Origin of the sequence: Janthinobacterium woesei (genome assembly GCF_051380875.1) — a bacterium.
GTDB lineage: Bacteria > Pseudomonadota > Gammaproteobacteria > Burkholderiales > Burkholderiaceae_D > Janthinobacterium.
This window is the reverse complement of sequence record NZ_JBNYXW010000006.1, coordinates 212,683-230,494: the sequence shown is the minus strand read 5'-3', so window position 1 is coordinate 230,494 and position 17,812 is coordinate 212,683. Positions and strand designations below refer to the sequence as shown.

Here is a 17,812-nt window from a genome sequence, read left to right as displayed (position 1 = left end):
TGATTACGCGTTTTCGACGATGATGCCTTCGATAATGTTGGCCACATCTTCGCAACGGTCTGTCACGGTTTCCAGAATTTCATAGATCGCTTTGAGCTTGATCAGATTGCGCACGTCCGGTTCGTCGCGAAACAGTTTGGACATGGCGGCGCGCATCACGTGATCGGCATCCGATTCCAGGCGGTCGATCTCTTCGCAGATGGTGACGATCTTGCGCGAGTTATCCATGTTGTGCAGCAAAGCGACGGCGTCGCGTACTTTCTCGGTGCAAGCCAGTACCAGTTCGGCCAAGCGCTTGGCTTCCGGCGTCACGGCCTTCAGGTCGTACAGCGAGACGGTTTGCGCCGCATCTTCGAGCAGGTCGAGGATGTCGTCCTGACGCGTGATCAACTGATGGATGTCGTCACGGTCGATCGGCGTGATGAAGGTCTTGTGCAGCATTTCCACGGTGGCGTAGGTGACCTTGTCCGCCTGCTTCTCGATGCTTTCAATCGCATGCACGCGGTTTTCCAGGTCGTCGAAATTGGTCATCAGGCCGAGCATCTCTTTTGCGCCCTTGACGCACAATTCTGCGTGCTGGTTAAACAATTCAAAAAACTTGCCCTCAGTGGGCATCAAGCGTCCAAACATGTCATTCTCCGTTAAGCATTGAGTCGTGTTACTTACTACAGAAAGCCGCCCCTTGATGAAGGGGCGGCCAATGGAATACCAGTGCTGCTGTGTTAGTCGCCTTGGTAAAGCGCCAGGCCACCACTGTAATTACCAAATTTGGTGTATTGCCCCATGAAGGTGAGGCGGATGCTGCCGATTGGACCGTTACGTTGTTTACCGATGATGATTTCGGCCGTTCCCTTGTCGGGCGAGTCGGGGTTATACACCTCGTCGCGGTAAATGAACAGGATCACGTCGGCATCTTGCTCAATAGCGCCCGATTCGCGCAAGTCCGACATCACCGGACGCTTGTTCGGGCGTTGTTCCAGCGAGCGGTTCAACTGGGACAACGCGATCACGGGACAACCGAGTTCTTTCGCCAGGCCTTTCAAGCCCCGCGAAATCTCGGAAATTTCCGTGGCGCGATTATCGCCAGGGGAATTGGCCGACATCAGTTGCAAGTAATCGACGATGATCAGGCCCAGCTTGCCACATTGACGCGACAGGCGACGCGAGCGTGCGCGCAATTCGATGGAATTGAGCGCCGGCGTTTCATCGATGTACAACTGCGCGTCGTTCATCTTTTGAATCGCATTCGTCAGGCGCGGCCAGTCTTCGTCGTTCAGGCGGCCCGTGCGCAGACGGTGCTGGTCCAGCTGGCCAACCGAGCCCAGCATACGCATCGCCAGCTGAGAGCCGCCCATCTCCATCGAGAACACGGCCACGGGCAAGCCGCTGTCGATGGCCACGTTTTCGCCGATGTTGACGGAAAATGCCGTCTTGCCCATCGATGGACGGCCCGCCACGATCACCAGGTCGCCCGGCTGCAGACCGGAGGTCATGCGGTCAAGGTCGATGAAACCGGTGGGCACGCCCGTGATTTCACTCTGGTTGTCGCGGCTGTACAGTTCGTCGATGCGTTCGACAACCTGCGTCAGCAGGGGCTGGATGGCGGTCCAGCCCTGGGCGCCGCGCGCGCCTTCTTCGGCGATGGCGAAAATCTTCGACTCGGCCTCGTCAAGCATCTGCTTGACTTCCTTGCCCTGCGGGCTGAAGGCCGTGCCGGAGATATCGTCGGCCACCGTAATAAGCTTGCGCAGCACGCCGCGGTCGCGCACGATCTCGGCGTAACGCCGGATGTTGGCGGCCGATGGCGTATTTTGCGCCATGGCGTTCAGGTAAGCGAGTCCGCCCACATCCTCGGCCTTGCCGAGCTGGGTCAGGGTTTCAAAAACAGTAATGACATCGGCTGGCCTGGAGGCATTAATCATCTTGACGATTTGCTCGAAGATGATGCGATGGTCATAGCGATAGAAATCCTCCGCATGCATGAAGTCGGCGATGCGGTCATACGCAGCATTGTCGCGCAGCAGACCACCGATTACGGATTGTTCTGCTTCGATCGAATGCGGCGGAATGCGGAGGGAATCTAGTTGTGGATCTGAGGGGGCGTTCATGACGCGAATTATACCCGCTTCGGCGTCAGGGCAAAAAAAAAGGCCAAAAAATCAGCGAAAAAAAGGCCAAAAAAAAGCCGGGCGAACCCGGCTTTTCATAGTACGGCAATGCTTGCGGGCCAAGGCCCACAGACGATTACGCGTTCGCGTCTGGAACGACAGCGATAACAACTTCCACGACCACGTCGGTGTGCAGAGCAACCGAAACGTTGTGCTCGCCAACAACTTTCAGCGGGCCGGTAGGCATACGGATTTGTGCTTTTTCAACAGCAAAACCTTGCTTGGTCAGCGCTTCAGCGATGTCGAAGTTGGTGACGGAACCGAACAGACGGCCATCAACACCAGCTTTTTGAGCAACTTGAACGGTCAGGCCGCTCAGTTTTTCGCCCTGGGCTTGCGATACGGCCAGTTTGGCAGCAGCAGCTTTTTCCAGTTCGGCGCGCTTGACTTCGAATTCAGCCACAGCGGTTGCCGTAGCACGACGTGCCAGGCGTTGCGGGATCAGGAAGTTACGTGCGTAACCGTCTTTGACTTTGACGACTTCGCCGAGGTTACCGACGTTAACAACTTTTTCTAACAGAATGATTTGCATAGTTCTTCTCCAGGAATATCTGACCGATTAAGCGTGGTGCAGATCGGTGTATGGCAGCAGCGCGAGGAAGCGAGCGCGCTTGATTGCGGTGTCAACTTGGCGCTGGTAGTGCGCCTTGGTACCGGTCAGGCGTGCTGGCATGATCTTGCCGTTTTCTTGGACGAAGTCTTTCAGCGTATCAACGTCTTTGTAGTCAACTTGCTCAACGTGAGCTGCGGTGAAGCGGCAGAACTTCTTGCGTTTGAACAGCGGGTTCTGCTGTTTGCGTTTTTCTTTAAGCTTGAGCTTATTTTTGTCGAACTTTTTACCGAATGCCATGTGAGGCTCCTGTATCTAAAAATGCGCTAGTCGGAAGTGACTGCACTAAAATCAATGATGTGAAACACCAAACTCTTGCTGTTGCGGCTTTTCCTGGCCAGGAAACCCGTGAACTGATAGACCCCGCCCAAGCTTGCCTGACTGAACCGGCCTGAGATTTCGCCAGCGGCAAGCGCGGCAACATCAAACTCGGTCAAACGGGCAATCCCTGCTTCCATCTGCTGCGAACTGTGTTGCAATACTGCATTCACAATCGGCAGCCCTGCCGGGGTATAGCGCAATATTTCGCGCTCGGCAATGATGGCGGTTACTTGTAGCTGGTTCAGCGCACGATCCTGGTCAACAATTAAGCTGCTACGGCTGGAGCGGCTGCTGGTGCTTCGGTGCGGTGGCTTTTAGCCGCATCTTCGCGTTGTACCGATTTCATCATCGGCGAAGGAGCTGTTTCAGCTTTCTTCATTTTAACGGTCAGGTGACGCAACACGGCATCATTGAATTTGAATGCTGTTTCCAACTCGACCAGGGTCTCGTTATCGCATTCGATGTTCAGGCAGATGTAGTGTGCTTTAGGCAGCTTTTGGATCGAGTAAGCCATTTGACGGCGGCCCCAATCTTCCACGCGGTGAACCGAACCGCCGCGGGTGGTTACGCTGGCTTTGTAGCGTTCGATCATCGCGGGCACTTGCTCGCTCTGGTCCGGATGGACGATAAAGACTATTTCATAATGACGCATGCAAACTCCTTCAGGTCGGATTGATAATCGCCCACCTCGGCGTCAAGACGAGTGTGGGAAGGTCAGCCGAAGATTATAACCGCTATTGGCAAAGGTTTCAATAATTCCTTCCACAACGGCATTGGACACCGCTGCGTAGCCGCATTTTTCCGCCTGCGCCGACTATTTCGCGCGAAATCCGCGCAAAAAGCGCAAATCCCCTTGCATAGTGGGCGATACTGTACAAAAATACAGACTGTTCATATAGACAGCATTTTAGTATGCACCCACCGCTCATGATCAAGCTGACAGCACGACAAGAACAAATCCTGAACCTGATCAAGGACGCGATTGAAAATACGGGTTTTCCTCCCACCCGTGCCGAAATCGCCAACGAATTGGGTTTTAAATCGGCCAACGCGGCCGAAGAGCATTTGCAGGCCCTGGCCCGCAAGGGCGCGATCGAGATTTCGCCGGGCACCTCGCGCGGCATTCGCCTGATCGGCGCGGCCGCTGAAACGCTACCGGCCAAAGTGCCGGCGGCGCTGCTGATGTCGCTGCCCCTGATCGGCCGGGTGGCGGCTGGCTCGCCCATCCTGGCGCAGGAAAACCTGGAAGCGAGCTACAACGTCGATCCAGCCCTGTTTTCGGCCAAGCCCGACTTCCTGCTGAAAGTGCGCGGCTGGTCCATGCGCGACGCCGGCATCATGGATGGCGATTTATTGGCCGTCAAGAAGGTCGACAGCGCCAAGAACGGACAGATCGTCGTGGCCCGCATCGGCGACGAAGTCACCGTCAAGCGCTACAGGAAAACAGGCTCCGTGATCGAACTGCTGCCGGAAAACCCGGACTTCAAGGTCATTACCGTCTCGCCCGAAGACGAATTTGCGCTGGAAGGCCTGGCAGTGGGCCTGATGCGCAGCTGGCATTAAACTGTTGCACGTAAAAAGGGCCGGAACAGTCATGTGCTGTTCCGGCCTTTTTTATTTACGGCACTTTATGCCTCAAGCGCCTGGCGGAAGTCTTCCAATAAATCGACCTCATCCTCGATACCGACGGAGACGCGGATCAGCGATTCGGCGATGCCCATGCTGGCGCGGCGCTCGGCACCCATCTCATAAAAAATCGTGTGGGCGACGGGAATGACCAAGGTGCGCGTGTCGCCCAAGTTGCTGGCGGGAATGGCCAAGTTCAGGCGATTGAGGAAATCGAAGCAATCGATGCCGTCTTTCAGCTCAAAACTGAACAGGGAACCAAAGCTGCGGAACAAGTCGGCAGCCAGCGCATGCTGCGGGTGCGAGGGCAAACCCGGATAATGCACGGCCGCCACGCGCGGATCGGCCTGCAGCAGGCTCGCCAGCGCCAGGGCATTCGAGCAGGTGCGGTCCATGCGCAAGGCCATGGTTTCGGCGCCAACGGCAATATGGTGCGCCGCTTCCGGTCCCAGTGAGGCGCCGAAGTCGCGCAAGGCCTTGGCGCGGATTTGCGCGATACCCCACTGCGCGGGCGCCACTTTCTTGTAATTTTCAAAGATGTTCGGGTATTGCGTCCAGTCAAACACGCCCGTATCGGTCAAGCTACCGCCCAGCGCATTGCCGTGGCCACCGATGGATTTCGTCAACGCATTGACCACCAGCCCCGCGCCCACCGCCTTCGGGCGGAACAGATACGGCGTGGTCATCGTATTGTCGACGATGTACAGGATGCCGCGCTCCTTGCACAAGGCGCCGATCTTGGCCAGGTCGGCGATCTGCGTGCGCGGATTGGCGATAGTTTCCACGAAAACAATACGCGTGGCAGGCGTGATGGCAGCCGCTACATTGGCGACATCGGTGGCATCGACAAACGCCACATCAATGCCCTGCCCCGTCACCGTTTGCCACAGACTGTTGGTATTGCCAAACAAAAAGGCCGACGACACGACGTGGTCGCCCGCGCGCAGCAAGGATTGCACCACGGCGCCGATGGCGCCCATGCCGGTGGCGAAGCACAAGGTAGCCACGCCATCTTCCATCTTGTTGACCTTGTCTTCCAGCGCGGAGACCGTCGGATTGCCCTGGCGCCCATAGCGGAAGCCCGGTTCCTTGCCCTGGAACACGGAGGCCAGCTGGCGCGCGTCGGCATAGCCGAAAGCCACCGAGGTGTGCAAGGGCTTGTGCAGGGAGCCATGTTCGATGCCCTTGCGGCGGTCGCTATGCAGGATGGTAGTGGTAAAGCCGTAGGTTTTGTTGTTGCTCATGATTGAGTGGTGCGCAAGGCGGAGAAAAAATGTCAGGCAAAAAAAAAGCCCGGCAATAGCCGGGCCCTGCATCAACCCTCGGTGGTAGCGAGGTTCAGGTTCAACTGGGAACGCGGCGTATCTTCGGGCGCTGCCGCCTTCGGATGGTGGCGTGCGTATTCCAGGCGGTCCAGGTATTCCTGCGACACGTCGCCCGTCACATACACGCCATCGAAGCACGATGCCTCGAAGTTCGTCAGGGCCGGGTTGACGTCGGCAATCGCTTGCTTCAGGGCCGCGATATCCTGGTACACCAGATAATCGGCCGTGATTTCGCGGCACACTTCTTCCGTCGTGCGGCCGTAGGCGATCAGCTCGTCGCGCGTCGGCATGTCGATGCCGTACACGTTCGGGTAGATCACCGGCGGCGCGGCCGAAGCGAAGATGACCTTCTTGGCGCCCGCTTCGCGTGCCATTTGCACGATTTCACGGCTGGTGGTGCCGCGCACGATGGAGTCGTCGACCAGCAGCACGACTTTATCCTTGAATTCGGATGGAATCGCATTGAGCTTCTGGCGCACGGACTTCTTGCGCGCCGCCTGGCCAGGCATGATGAAGGTACGGCCGATGTAGCGGTTCTTGATGAAGCCTTCGCGGTACTCGATGTTGAGCGCCATGGCCAACTGGATGGCGGCCGGACGCGACGAGTCGGGAATCGGCATGACCACGTCGATATGCACGCCTGGCAATTCGGCGCGGATCTTCTCGGCCAGGTACTCGCCCATTTTCAGGCGCGTGGCGTACACGGAGGCGCCGTCGATGACGGAGTCGGGACGTGCCAGGTAGACGAATTCGAACACGCAAGGGTTCAGGCTGGCATTGTCGGCGCATTGGCGGCTGTGCAATTGCTTGTCGGCATCGATAAAGATGGCCTCACCAGGACCGATGTCGCGCACGAAGCGGAAGCCCATGCCTTCCAGGGCCACGGATTCGGAGGCGATCAGGTATTCGGCGCCTTGCTCCGTTTCATTGATGCCCAGGCACAACGGACGGATGCCGTGCGGGTCGCGGAAGGCCAGCAAGCCAAATCCGGCGATTTGCGCCACGGCAGCATAACCACCCTTGACGCGGCGGTTCAGCACGGTCACGGCCTTGAAGATGGCGTCCGGGTCCAGGTTCAGGCCCGTCGTCGCTTCCTGGATTTCATGCGCCAGCACGTTGAGCAGCACTTCCGAGTCGGAATCGGTATTGATGTGGCGGCGGTCATTCTTGAACATTTCCTGTTTCAACTGCTCCCAGTTGGTCAGGTTGCCATTGTGCGCCAGGGTGATGCCGAACGGCGCATTCACATAAAACGGCTGTGCTTCCTCTTCGCTAGACGAACCGGCCGTCGGGTAGCGGCAGTGGCCGATGCCCGAATTGCCTTGCAGCGAACGCATGTTGCGCGTACGGAAGACGTCACGTACGAGACCATTGGCCTTGTGCATGGAAAACATACTGCTGTGATTGGTCGCAATCCCTGCCGCGTCCTGACCGCGATGTTGCAAAAGCAACAATGCATCATAGAGCAATTGATTGACAGGTTGATGGGAAACGACGCCGACGATGCCACACATGGTGTGCTCCTAAACTGTGCTACTGATTTTAAAAAAAATTCAAAATGTCACATGCTGCGCATACGCGGCAGGCAGATAAGGCTTGATGGCGCGCGCGCCCTGCTCCGCGAACGGACTGAGCAGCGCGTTTTTCCAGAATGGCTGCTGGGGTATGGAGGTCATGCCACACAAGATGACGGCGGTCAGCACAATCACAAGGCCCCGTGCCAGACCAAACAGGCTGCCCAGGGTGCGGTCGGCCAGGCTCATGCCCGTTACCTTGACCAGCGCATCGACCGTCATGCCGAGTAAACCCATCAGAATGCGCACGCCGATGAACACCACCACGAAGGCCAGCAACAAGCGAATAGCTTCGCCCGGCACGACTTCAGGCAGGAATTTTGCCACGCTGGCACCATAAGCGTTGGCAACGATAAAAGCCACCACCCAGCTGATCAATGACAATATTTCCTTGACCAGGCCACGCATCATGCTGATCAGCACGGAGGTCACCAGTACGAACAGCACCAGGTAATCGAAGATCGTCACGCGCGTTCAGCCTTGCATCGTCATGCTGGCACCAGGCTGCCGCCCAGGCCCAGCTTTTGCAACTTGGCGCGCGTCTTTTCCGCGTCTTCACGGCTGCCAAACGGCCCCACGCGGACACGGATGCGCTCACCAGCAGGGCTGGAAACCTTCTGCGTGTACGACTTGATGCCCGCATCGCGCAGTTTTTCCTGCAATTCATCCACCTTGTCTTGCGTCGCCAGGGCTGCCACCTGCACCACGAACTTGCCGGAGCCGGTATCGTGGGACTTGTCTTGCGGCTTGTCTTGCGCCCGCTCAGATGGCTTGCCTTCCAGAATCGCCAGCGCGCGCGCCGCATCGTCAGCAGACTGCGCCGGCTTGGCAGGTTTCGGTTCGGGCTTGGCTTCCGGCTTCACCTCGTGCTTAGGTTCAGGCTTGGGTTCAGGCTTGGGTTCAGGCTTGGACTCGTGTCTAACTTCGGGTTTCGGCTCATGCTTCGGCTCCGGCTTGGGCTCAACCTTGACGGACTTGGGCTCCGGTTTCGGCTCCGGTTTCGGCTCCATATACTGCGGCTTGGCAGGAACAGGCTCGGCGGCGGCCAGCACGGGCGCCGCAGCTGGCGCAGGCCTGGCCGCTGGCGGCAGTGGCGCGTCGACAATTTCCTCGGACTGGTCCAGGCCGTTGTGCGCCGAGCCCTGTGCCGGCACCGCCTGCACGGGGGCTGGCGCGGGAGCGGCGGCGACCTTCTCTTTCGACGGGATGTCGATGGCGATGTCGTTGACGGGGGCCTTCGGTTCGGCATCGAGCAGCATCGGCAAGCCGACGGCCACGCCCAGGGTCAGGGCAACTGCCCCGACCAGGCGGCGGCGCGCACGTTTCTTTTCAGGCAAGACCGGGTCCGGCGTTTCCTTGCCGCCACGGCGAGCACCGCCACCACCGGAGGTGTTGGCAGCGCGTTTGCGGGTCGGCGACTGTGCTTCGCCAGGGACATAAAAGCCACTGTCTTCGCCAGAGGATTCTTGCTTGTTTTTAAACAGTTTCGAGAACAAGCCCATGCGTGATTTTCAGTCGAGTGCGTTTCAGTGAAGTGAGGATTTTCGGGCCTTCATCACGCCAGCAACGGTGAGGAAAGAACCAAAGACCACAATTCTATCATTCTCACCGGCGCGGCTCAGTGCATTTGCAAAAGCTTGTGCCGGATCATCGAAAATAGATACGCTATGCTCGCTGCTGTCGGGCTTGCCTTCGAGCATGATCTGCACCTTGGCCGCCAGTTCGGATGCCGTGGCCGCACGCGGCGAAGGCAAACCTGTCAGGCACCAATGGTCGACATGTTCGGCCATTGCGGCCAGTACGCCATCGATATCCTTGTCCTGCATGGAACCAAACACGGCGTAGGTGTACGGGTGGAAACCCATATTGCCCAGGTTCTGGTTCAGCGCCGAGGCCGCGTGGGGATTATGCGCCACATCAAGGATCACGCTGGGGCGCCCTGGCAAGACCTGGAAGCGGCCCGGCAATTCCACCGTCACCAGGCCGGTGCGCACTTCCTGCGCGCTCACCGGCAGTGTCAGCTTCAGCACTTCCAGCGCGGCCAGCACGGCCGCCGCGTTGAGGATCTGGTTGGCGCCGCGCAAGCTCGGGTAGGCCAGCGAATTGCGGCGCTGCTCGCGCCCGCCGTAGTTCCACTGCTGCTTGTCGCCCGAATAATTGAAATCGCGGCCCATCAGCCACAGGTCGGCGCCGATGGCTGCGGCATGGTCGATCAGGGACTGCGGCGGCACGGGGTCGCTGCAGATGGCTGCCTTGCCCGGGCGGAAGATGCCCGCCTTTTCAAAGCCGATCGCTTCGCGCGTGTCGCCCAGGTAATCTGTGTGGTCGATATCGATACTGGTGACGATGGCCACGTCGGCGTCGATCACGTTGACGGCGTCCAGGCGCCCGCCCAGGCCCACTTCCAGGATGGCCACGTCCAGCTTCGCCTGCGACAGCAGGTGCAGAATCGCCAGGGTGGTGAATTCAAAATACGTCAGCGGCGTGTCAGCGCGCACCGCCTCGACCGCGTTGAAGCTGGCGACGATCTGCTCATCGCTGGCCAACTCGCCCAGCACGCGCGCACGCTCGTTGAAATCGAGAAAGTGCGGCTTGATGTACAGCCCCACTTTGTAGCCTGCGCGCAACAGTACCGATTCCAGCATGGCGCAGGTGGAACCCTTGCCATTCGTGCCCGCCACCATGATCACGGGGCAGGAAAAGGCCAGTTGCATGCGCGCCTTGACGGCTTGCACGCGGTCGAGACCCATATTGATCTGCGTTTCCGAATGCCGGGTTTCCAGCATGGCGAGCCAGTCTGGCAATGTGGTGGGGAGGTTTTGCATGGGAGACTTCTTTGAGGGATGCGATGCGCCAGGCGCGGAGACGGTGTGACGTGGCAACCGGGCGTGTCCGCAGGACGCCGCCCGGCAAACTACTTTATGCTAAAACTTCCACTGCCTGATTCTGCAGCAGTGCCAGCAGGCGGGCGATTTCTTCGCGCATCTTGCGGCGGTCGACAATCATGTCGACGGCGCCCTTGGTGACGAGGAATTCGGCGCGCTGGAAGCCTTCCGGCAGTTTTTCGCGCACGGTATTTTCAATCACGCGCGGGCCGGCAAAGCCGATCAGCGCTTTCGGCTCGGCAATCACCACGTCGCCCATGAAGGCGAACGAGGCGGACACGCCGCCCATGGTCGGGTCAGTCAGCACGCTGATGAATGGCAATTTCTTTTCCGCCAACTTGGTCAGCATGGACGTGGTTTTCGCCATCTGCAGCAGGGACAGCAAGCCTTCCTGCATGCGCGCGCCACCGGTGGCGGTGATGCAAATGAACGGCACTTTCTGTTCCAGCGCGATTTGCGCGCCGCGCACGAAGCGCTCGCCCACGACCGAGCCCATCGAGCCGCCCATGAATTCGAATTCGAAGCACGCCACGACCACTGGCAGGCTCATGATGGCGCCACCCATGACGATCATTGCATCGGTCTCGCCCGTCGCTTCCATGGCGGACTTCAGGCGGTCAGGGTATTTCTTGCTATCCTTGAACTTCAGGGTATCGACAGGCAGAATTTCCTGGCCGATTTCATAGCGGCCGCCGGCGTCGAGCAGGCTGTCGAGGCGTTCACGCGCGCGGATGCGCATGTGATGGTCGCATTTCGGGCAGACGTGCAGATTCGACTCCAGGTCCGTACGGTACAGCACGGCTTCGCACGACGGACACTTGACCCACAGGCCTTCCGGCATGGTCTTGCGCGCGGCAGCATCCGAACGCTGTATGCGCGGCGGCAACAGTTTTTCCAACCAACTCATATTTTCTCCTTGGGCCCTTGTAGGGGTAGCGTCGATAGACGCCCCCGGCAGACGGTAAACGGTGACGCACGCGCAGGGCGCCACCAAAAAATTTATCTATTGCACAATGACAGGCAAATCAGTGGCCGAAGTGTAGCCGTTTATCGCCGGGCTGTCGAACTTTGCCGCCACCGCAGATTGCGTAAACGGCAAGCTTGCTCAGGCGTCCAGTGCGGCGCGGATGCCAGCCGTAAAGTTGCGCACGGCGTCCACGGCACCGCCTTCCGGCGCATTTTCAATTTCCTGGATGATGCGGCTGCCGATCACGACCGCATCGGCCACCTTGGCAACGGCCTTGGCCGTGGCGCCATCGCGGATGCCGAAGCCCACGCCGATGGGTAATTTTACATGCTGACGGATGGCCGCGAGGCGCTCTGCCACCTGTTCTGTATCAATGTTTCCCGCCCCCGTGACGCCTTTCAGCGAGACATAATAGCTGAAGCCGCCACCGACCTTGGCCACTTGCGCGATACGCTCTTCGGTCGAGGTGGGCGCCAGCAGGAAGATCAGGTCCAGGCCTGCGGCACGCATAGCGGCAGCGAATTGTTCGCACTCTTCCGGCGGATAGTCGACGACGATGGCGCCGTCGACACCGGCCGCTTGCGCTGCCGCAATAAAAGCGGCGCTGCCGATGCGCTCGATGGGATTTGCATAGCCCATCAGCACCACGGGCGTCGTCTGGTTGCTTTCCCGGAACTGGCGCACATAGCCGAACACGTCGTGGATGCCGACATTGAATTTCAGGGCCCGTTCGCAGGCGCGCTGGATGACGGGGCCTTCGGCCATCGGGTCGGAAAATGGCACGCCCAGCTCCAGCACATCGGCGCCGCCCTCGACGAGCGCATGCATCAGCGGCACAGTGGCGTCAGGGCCGGGGTCGCCAGCGGTGATGAAAGTGACCAGGCCGGTCTTGTTGTTGGATTTTAAATTGGCAAAGGTTGCGGCGATACGCGACATGGGAAACTTTCTTTATCTATGGGGAAATGTCGGGCGACGCGCTGTGCGCCCACCCGAGCTGCAAGAATGAATAACGGCTGATCAGCTGAAATTCAATCCCATGCGTTCCGCCACGGTATGCATGTCCTTGTCGCCACGGCCCGACAGGTTGGCCAGCACGATCTGGTCTTTCGGCAAGGTGGCCGCCAGCTTGGCCGCATAGGCCAGCGCGTGCGACGATTCCAGGGCCGGGATGATGCCTTCGATATGGCAGCAGTCATGGAAAGCCTGCAGCGCCTCGTCATCCGTGATCGTGACGTATTGCGCGCGTCCCGAATCTTTCAACCAGGCATGTTCCGGACCCACGCCCGGATAATCGAGGCCGGCCGAGACAGAGTGCGTCTCGATGATCTGGCCATTTTCATCCTGCAGCAGATAGGTGCGGTTGCCGTGCAGCACGCCCGGCAAACCGGCCGTCAGCGAGGCCGCGTGCTTGCCCGTGTCCAGCCCTTCGCCAGCCGCTTCCACGCCGATCAGTTTCACGTCCTTCTGGTCGATGTACGGGTAAAAGATGCCCATCGCGTTCGAGCCGCCGCCGATGCAGGCGACTACGTAATCGGGCTGGCGGCCCGTCATTTCCGGCATCTGCACCAGGCACTCTTCGCCGATGACGGACTGGAAGTCGCGCACCATCATCGGATATGGATGGGGGCCGGCCACGGTGCCGATGATGTAAAACGTGTTTTCAATATTCGTGACCCAGTCGCGCATGGCTTCGTTCAGCGCATCCTTGAGGGTCTTGGAACCGGATTCGACTGGCACGACGGTCGCGCCCAGCAGTTTCATGCGGTACACGTTCTGCGCCTGGCGCTTGACGTCTTCGCTGCCCATGTAGACCACGCATTCGAGGCCGAAGCGGGCGCAGATGGTGGCCGTGGCCACGCCATGCTGGCCGGCGCCCGTCTCGGCGATGATGCGCGGCTTGCCCATGCGCTTGGCCAACAGGGCTTGGCCGATCACGTTGTTGATCTTGTGCGCGCCCGTGTGGTTCAGGTCTTCGCGCTTGAAATAGATTTGCGCGCCGCCGGCCATCTGCGACCAGCGCTTGGCATGATAGATGGGCGACGGGCGGCCGACAAAATGTTTCAATTCGTAGCGGAACTCTTCCAAAAATTCCGGGTCGACGCTGTAGCGCGCGTAGGCGTCTTTCAGTTCGGCCAGCGCATGCGTGAGCGTTTCGGCAACAAACGAGCCGCCGTACGGGCCGAAATGGCCGCGCAGGTCAGGAAAAGGGTAATCGGTGGCGTGGAACAATGCGGCGGCTGCGCCGGGCGCGGTGGTGTGGTCATTCATGGTTGTTTCCTCTGGCAATGATGGCATCGGCATCCTGTACCGCAGCGATGAACGCGCGGACTCTGGATGCGTCCTTGATGCCCTTGGACGCTTCGACACCACTGCTGATGTCGACGGCGTAAGGGCGCACGCGCACCACTGCGTCAGTCGCGTTGTGTACGCTCAAGCCACCACTTAAAACGACCCGAGGCGCGAGTTCTTCTGGAATGAGGGACCAATCAAATACCTTTCCTGCACCGCCATACGCATCCACATAGGTATCCAGCAAGAGGCTGGCAAACAAGGGGCTGGCGGCGCGATAGCGCTGTTCGTATTCTAGCAAATCTTCAAAGCGGGTGTCAGGTTTGACGCGGAACACTTGCGTAAATGGCGTATTCACGGCGCCAGCGAGCGCGGCACTGTGCTCGGGCGTCTCGTCGCCATGAAATTGAAGCAGGGACAAGGGCGCCACGGCCTTTGTTGCCTTGACCTCTGCCACGGACGCATTGACGAACAGGCCCACCGTCGTCACGTAGGGCGGCATGGCGGCGATCAGGCTGGCCGCCTGTTCCGGCGTGACGTAGCGGGGGCTTTTCGGATAAAACACGAAGCCGATGGCGTCAGCGCCCGCCGCCACGACAGCGGAGACGTCTTCGGCGCGGGTCAGGCCGCAGATTTTGATGCGTGTGCGTGGCATGGGTATTCCTTGAGTTAAAACGTCAGAACCAGGGCAGCGCGCTGCTGCTGTCTTGCGGCAAGTTCCACTTCGGGTCGTAATCGATCTTCGCCAGGTACAGGCCGTCTGGCATGAAGGTGGGCGCCGCCGCGTGGCGATCACGACTTTCAAGCAAGTGTCCCAGCCAGTCCGGCTTTTCGCGCCCCGTGCCGATATACACGAGCGAGCCAACCAGGTTGCGCACCATATGGTGCAGGAAAGCATTGGCGGTGATGGTGAAGATGACGCAATCGCCATGCCGCTCGATCTGGATGTCATGCATGAGCTTGACGGGCGACTTGGCCTGGCATTGCGCGGCGCGAAAGGCCGTGAAGTCGTGCCAACCCAGCAGCGGCGCCACGGCCTGGCGCATCAGTTCCACGTCCAGCGGACGGAAAAAGAAGCCGGCGCGCCCTTCCACCAGCGGCGAACGGGTGGCGTTGTTGTACAGCACATAATGATAAGTGCGCGCACGGGCGCTGAAACGGGCGTGGAAGAAATCGTTGACCGTCGGATCGCCATCGAGCTCCTTGGCCCAGCGCACGGCGATCGACTTTGGCAAGAAGGCATTCACGCCGCGCACCCAGGAGTGCACATCGCGGTTCAGCTGCGTATCGAAATGCACGACTTGCTCCAGCGCATGCACCCCCGTATCCGTGCGGCCGGCGCAGGTGGTCGCCAGGCGCACGCGGGCAAATTGCTCCAGCGCATTTTCCAGCTGGTCTTGCACCGTCTGCCCATCTTCCTGTTTCTGGTAACCATGCCAGGCCGTGCCGTCGTATTGCAGACCCAGGGCGATACGCTTCAATGGCGTTGCTGTCGTAATATTTTGCATCGAAGCATTATACCGGCGCGCAGGCGGCCCCGCCTTCCGGTAACACCTAGCTGAGCAAGGCACGCATGGTATTTGCTTTCTTCACTTGCTCTTCGCTGCCGCCCTTGATGACTTCATCGATCAGCTCGCGCGCGCCTTCCTTGTCGCCGATGTCCTGATAAGCAATCGCCAGGTCCAGCTTGGTATCCATTTCCATGTGGATGGCCGACAGCGGGTCATCCACGCCAGCGCTGGCCGTCTTGGCATCGTTCAGGTCGAAATCGATGCCGGACAGGTCGAATTCCTGGGCTGGTGGAATGGTTTCCGGCGGCACGGCCGATGTTTGCGCTTCGTCAAACAAGTTGTCGATCGACGGTTCGGCGGCCGCTAGCGGCGCAGCGGCTGGCACCACGGGCTCATCCAGGTCGAAATGGGCCAGGTCGACATTCCTCAATGGATCAGGCAGCGGCGTCAAACCGGCCCCCACGCCATTCACGGGACCGGCTGGCGGTTCGAGGTCGAGGCCGAAATCCATGCTGGCGTCATAGTGCGCATCGTGCGCCGCCTGCGCAGCGGACGCCGGCTTGGTGTCCGGCCCCGGCATGACGATAGGATCACTGGTCGAGACGGGCTCGAAATCGAGGCTGTCGAGGTCAAAGTCGAGCGGCTCGCGGCCATCGCGCACGGCAACGGCTGCAGGTTCGATTGGCGCAAGCTCGGCCAGCGGCGCCGGTGATGCATCTGGCAAATCCATGCTCTGGCCGCGCAAGTCGTCGCCCGCGCCCTTGCTCAGGCTGACGACAGCGTCGCCTTCCGTGTCGCCATACAGCGGGTTGCCCGGATCGAGCGCCAGGCCCAGCGCAGCCGCCTGCGGCCATTCTTCGCCCTGGCCACGCGTCATGCTGTAGAGCTCGCCAGCCTGGTCTTCGAAGGCGCGCACATCATTGCGCGCCGAATATATTTCCAGCAGCTTCAGGCGCGCCGCATGGCGCTCCGGATGGATGCGCAGGGCTTCCTTGAGGATATCTTCCGCCTGGCCATCGCGGCCGTAGGCAATATACACGTCGGCTTCGGCGACCGGATCCGTTTCGTTGCCTTCGAGCACGCTGGCGCCCGCTGCGGCAGCGATGCCAGCTGCAGCTGCGCCCGCTCCGAACAAATGATTGCTCGCCTCCGCTTGCTGGCCTTCCGGCGCCAAGCTGGCCGGCGGCGTTACCGGCCCTTCCGGCTCGAAGACAGGCGCCACGTTCTCATGCGCGGGCGGCGAAGCCTTGCGGCGGCGCGCGAGCACCAGCGCGGCCACGGCGGCCAACAGCGCTGCCAGGCCGATGCCGATGGCGCCCAGATGGTCACTGATCTTGTCGGTGATGGTCGGCTCTAGCGGCGATGGCTTCCTGACCAGCGGCACCGGCTTGGTCTTCGGTGCGGCCGGTTCTGCCTCGGTCGGCACGCTGGCAGCGGCGTCAGCCGGCTTGGCGGGCGCTGGCGCGCTCTTGTCGGCCATGGCCTTGCTCTTGACCGCCATCAACTTTTCCAGGTCGTTGACGTTCTTTTCCAGCTCCTTCACGCGCGCTGCCGCCTCGTCCACCTGCTTGGCCTTGGCAATCTTGTCTTCTTCGCTGGCGACGCCGCTCTTGCCGGGGGCCTTGGCTACCGGTTCGGCTTTCGACAGTTTCAGCTTGTCTTGCGCTTCGCTCACGGCCGTCGGCTTTTCCTCTACCTTCGTGGCGCCAATCTTGCCAGCCGTGCTTTGCGTCGTTTGCGCCGCCCTGGCCGGCTTGCTCTGGGCCACCTGGCCCGCCAGTTTGTTGCGGTAGGCCTCGAAATCGATGGCGTGCGCCGTCACCACGCCCTTCGCTTCGGCCGCATCGGTGGCACGCACGGCGTCTGCGCCGGGCACGGCCAGGATGCGTCCGGCCTGCATGCGGTTCATGTTTTCGCCCTTGAAGGCATCGGGATTGGCACGGTACAGGGCGACTAGCATCATGTCGAGCGAGACGCCGGACGGGCGCATTTCGCTGGCAATGCGGCTCAAAGTATCACCGGCCTTGACCTTGTATTCGGCGGCCGGCTTCTTGCGCGACTCTTGCGCTGTCGCCGGCTCGGCATTGCGCCCGGCCCGGCCCGGTTCGGCTGGCGCCGTCACTTGCGCGCCGCGCGTCTGGCGCGCTTCGGGCGTATCGAGCACGAACGCGTATTCGCGCACCTGGCGTCCGCTCTTGCTGCTCAGTTCCAGCAGCAGGTCGACCAGGGGTTCGGCCACCGGCTGCGCCGAACTGATGCGGATGAAGGGCTTGCCATTGCGGGTTTCCACGGCAAACGTCAGGGCATTGAGCGCGGGATTGAATGCCACGTTCGCCTGGCGATAGGCGTCTGGCGGCGCCAGCTTGGCCAGCAGGCTAGCCGCTTCCTCCGGTTTGATGGCCGACAATTCAACCTCGGCGCGCAGCGGCTGGCCGGCGGCAGACAGTACCGTGATCTTGCCCAGTTCGGCTGCGGATGCCGCCGGTGACAATAACACTGCGCAGGCGACAGCGCTGCTGAGTGTTTTGATGGCAAG

Annotated in this window: 18 protein-coding genes; 1 reads left to right on the top strand and 17 read right to left on the bottom strand. The window is 60.2% G+C overall.

The annotated features are described in order from the left end of the window. Positions 1–3: 3 nt before the first annotated feature. From ACQ4W6_RS08750 to rpsF, 6 genes are all read right to left on the bottom strand, one after another. Entirely contained in the window at positions 4–630 is a 627-nt protein-coding gene (locus tag ACQ4W6_RS08750) for a DUF47 domain-containing protein (protein WP_436566790.1), read from the bottom strand. A gap of 92 nt (positions 631–722) precedes the next feature. Continuing rightward, positions 723–2,108: a replicative DNA helicase gene (locus tag ACQ4W6_RS08745; RefSeq protein ID WP_436566789.1), complete on the bottom strand. Its 1,386-nt coding sequence runs from the start codon at positions 2,106–2,108 to the stop codon at positions 723–725. Between the two features lie 136 nt (positions 2,109–2,244). After that, complete coding sequence (gene rplI, locus ACQ4W6_RS08740; protein WP_436566788.1) at positions 2,245–2,700, bottom strand: 50S ribosomal protein L9; 456 nt, start codon at positions 2,698–2,700, stop codon at positions 2,245–2,247. Positions 2,701–2,727: 27 nt separating this feature from the next. After that, entirely contained in the window at positions 2,728–3,018 is a 291-nt protein-coding gene (gene rpsR, locus ACQ4W6_RS08735) for a 30S ribosomal protein S18 (protein ID WP_010400024.1), read from the bottom strand. 26 nt (positions 3,019–3,044) lie between these two features. Further along, positions 3,045–3,344, bottom strand: coding sequence for a primosomal replication protein N (priB, locus tag ACQ4W6_RS08730; RefSeq protein ID WP_436566850.1), 300 nt, complete (start codon positions 3,342–3,344; stop codon positions 3,045–3,047). 20 nt (positions 3,345–3,364) lie between these two features. Continuing rightward, positions 3,365–3,751: a 30S ribosomal protein S6 gene (gene rpsF, locus ACQ4W6_RS08725; protein WP_183675872.1), complete on the bottom strand. Its 387-nt coding sequence runs from the start codon at positions 3,749–3,751 to the stop codon at positions 3,365–3,367. A 275-nt stretch (positions 3,752–4,026) separates the two neighbouring features. Here rpsF and lexA point away from each other — a divergent pair, with 275 nt between their 5' ends. Continuing rightward, on the top strand, positions 4,027–4,662 hold the full coding sequence (gene lexA, locus ACQ4W6_RS08720; RefSeq protein ID WP_436566849.1) for a transcriptional repressor LexA: 636 nt from the start codon (positions 4,027–4,029) through the stop codon (positions 4,660–4,662). Positions 4,663–4,727: 65 nt separating this feature from the next. On the opposite strand, the gene ACQ4W6_RS08715 is transcribed toward lexA, so the two are convergent. The 11 genes from ACQ4W6_RS08715 to ACQ4W6_RS08665 form a co-directional block, all read right to left on the bottom strand. Then, on the bottom strand, positions 4,728–5,969 hold the full coding sequence (locus ACQ4W6_RS08715; RefSeq protein ID WP_436566787.1) for a cystathionine gamma-synthase family protein: 1,242 nt from the start codon (positions 5,967–5,969) through the stop codon (positions 4,728–4,730). A gap of 71 nt (positions 5,970–6,040) precedes the next feature. Then, positions 6,041–7,564 carry an amidophosphoribosyltransferase gene (gene purF / locus ACQ4W6_RS08710; protein WP_436566786.1) on the bottom strand — a complete coding sequence of 508 codons (1,524 nt, stop codon included), beginning with the start codon at positions 7,562–7,564 and terminating at the stop codon, positions 6,041–6,043. Between the two features lie 39 nt (positions 7,565–7,603). Next, the gene (locus tag ACQ4W6_RS08705) at positions 7,604–8,092 is read right to left on the bottom strand and encodes a CvpA family protein (RefSeq protein WP_436566785.1); all 489 of its coding nucleotides are present in this window, start codon (positions 8,090–8,092) and stop codon (positions 7,604–7,606) included. Between the two features lie 20 nt (positions 8,093–8,112). Further along, a complete protein-coding gene (locus ACQ4W6_RS08700) occupies positions 8,113–9,126 on the bottom strand; it encodes an SPOR domain-containing protein (protein ID WP_436566784.1) in 1,014 nt (337 codons plus the stop codon). A 24-nt stretch (positions 9,127–9,150) separates the two neighbouring features. Continuing rightward, on the bottom strand, positions 9,151–10,449 hold the full coding sequence (gene folC / locus ACQ4W6_RS08695) for a bifunctional tetrahydrofolate synthase/dihydrofolate synthase (RefSeq protein WP_436566783.1): 1,299 nt from the start codon (positions 10,447–10,449) through the stop codon (positions 9,151–9,153). A gap of 94 nt (positions 10,450–10,543) precedes the next feature. After that, positions 10,544–11,416 (bottom strand): acetyl-CoA carboxylase, carboxyltransferase subunit beta, encoded by an 873-nt coding sequence (gene accD / locus ACQ4W6_RS08690; protein WP_436566782.1) that lies wholly within the window; start codon positions 11,414–11,416, stop codon positions 10,544–10,546. A 198-nt stretch (positions 11,417–11,614) separates the two neighbouring features. After that, complete coding sequence (gene trpA, locus ACQ4W6_RS08685) at positions 11,615–12,412, bottom strand: tryptophan synthase subunit alpha (RefSeq protein ID WP_436566781.1); 798 nt, start codon at positions 12,410–12,412, stop codon at positions 11,615–11,617. A gap of 81 nt (positions 12,413–12,493) precedes the next feature. After that, positions 12,494–13,744, bottom strand: a complete 1,251-nt coding sequence (gene trpB, locus ACQ4W6_RS08680; protein ID WP_436566780.1) for a tryptophan synthase subunit beta — start codon at positions 13,742–13,744, stop codon at positions 12,494–12,496. Further along, positions 13,737–14,420 carry a phosphoribosylanthranilate isomerase gene (locus ACQ4W6_RS08675; RefSeq protein ID WP_436566779.1) on the bottom strand — a complete coding sequence of 228 codons (684 nt, stop codon included), beginning with the start codon at positions 14,418–14,420 and terminating at the stop codon, positions 13,737–13,739. Before ACQ4W6_RS08675 ends, trpB begins: the two co-directional genes overlap by 8 nt. Positions 14,421–14,442: 22 nt before the next feature. Then, positions 14,443–15,273, bottom strand: coding sequence for a tRNA pseudouridine(38-40) synthase TruA (gene truA, locus ACQ4W6_RS08670; RefSeq protein WP_436566778.1), 831 nt, complete (start codon positions 15,271–15,273; stop codon positions 14,443–14,445). A 46-nt stretch (positions 15,274–15,319) separates the two neighbouring features. Then, positions 15,320–17,767, bottom strand: a complete 2,448-nt coding sequence (locus tag ACQ4W6_RS08665; RefSeq protein ID WP_436566777.1) for a motility hub landmark protein FimV — start codon at positions 17,765–17,767, stop codon at positions 15,320–15,322. Positions 17,768–17,812: the final 45 nt, after the last annotated feature.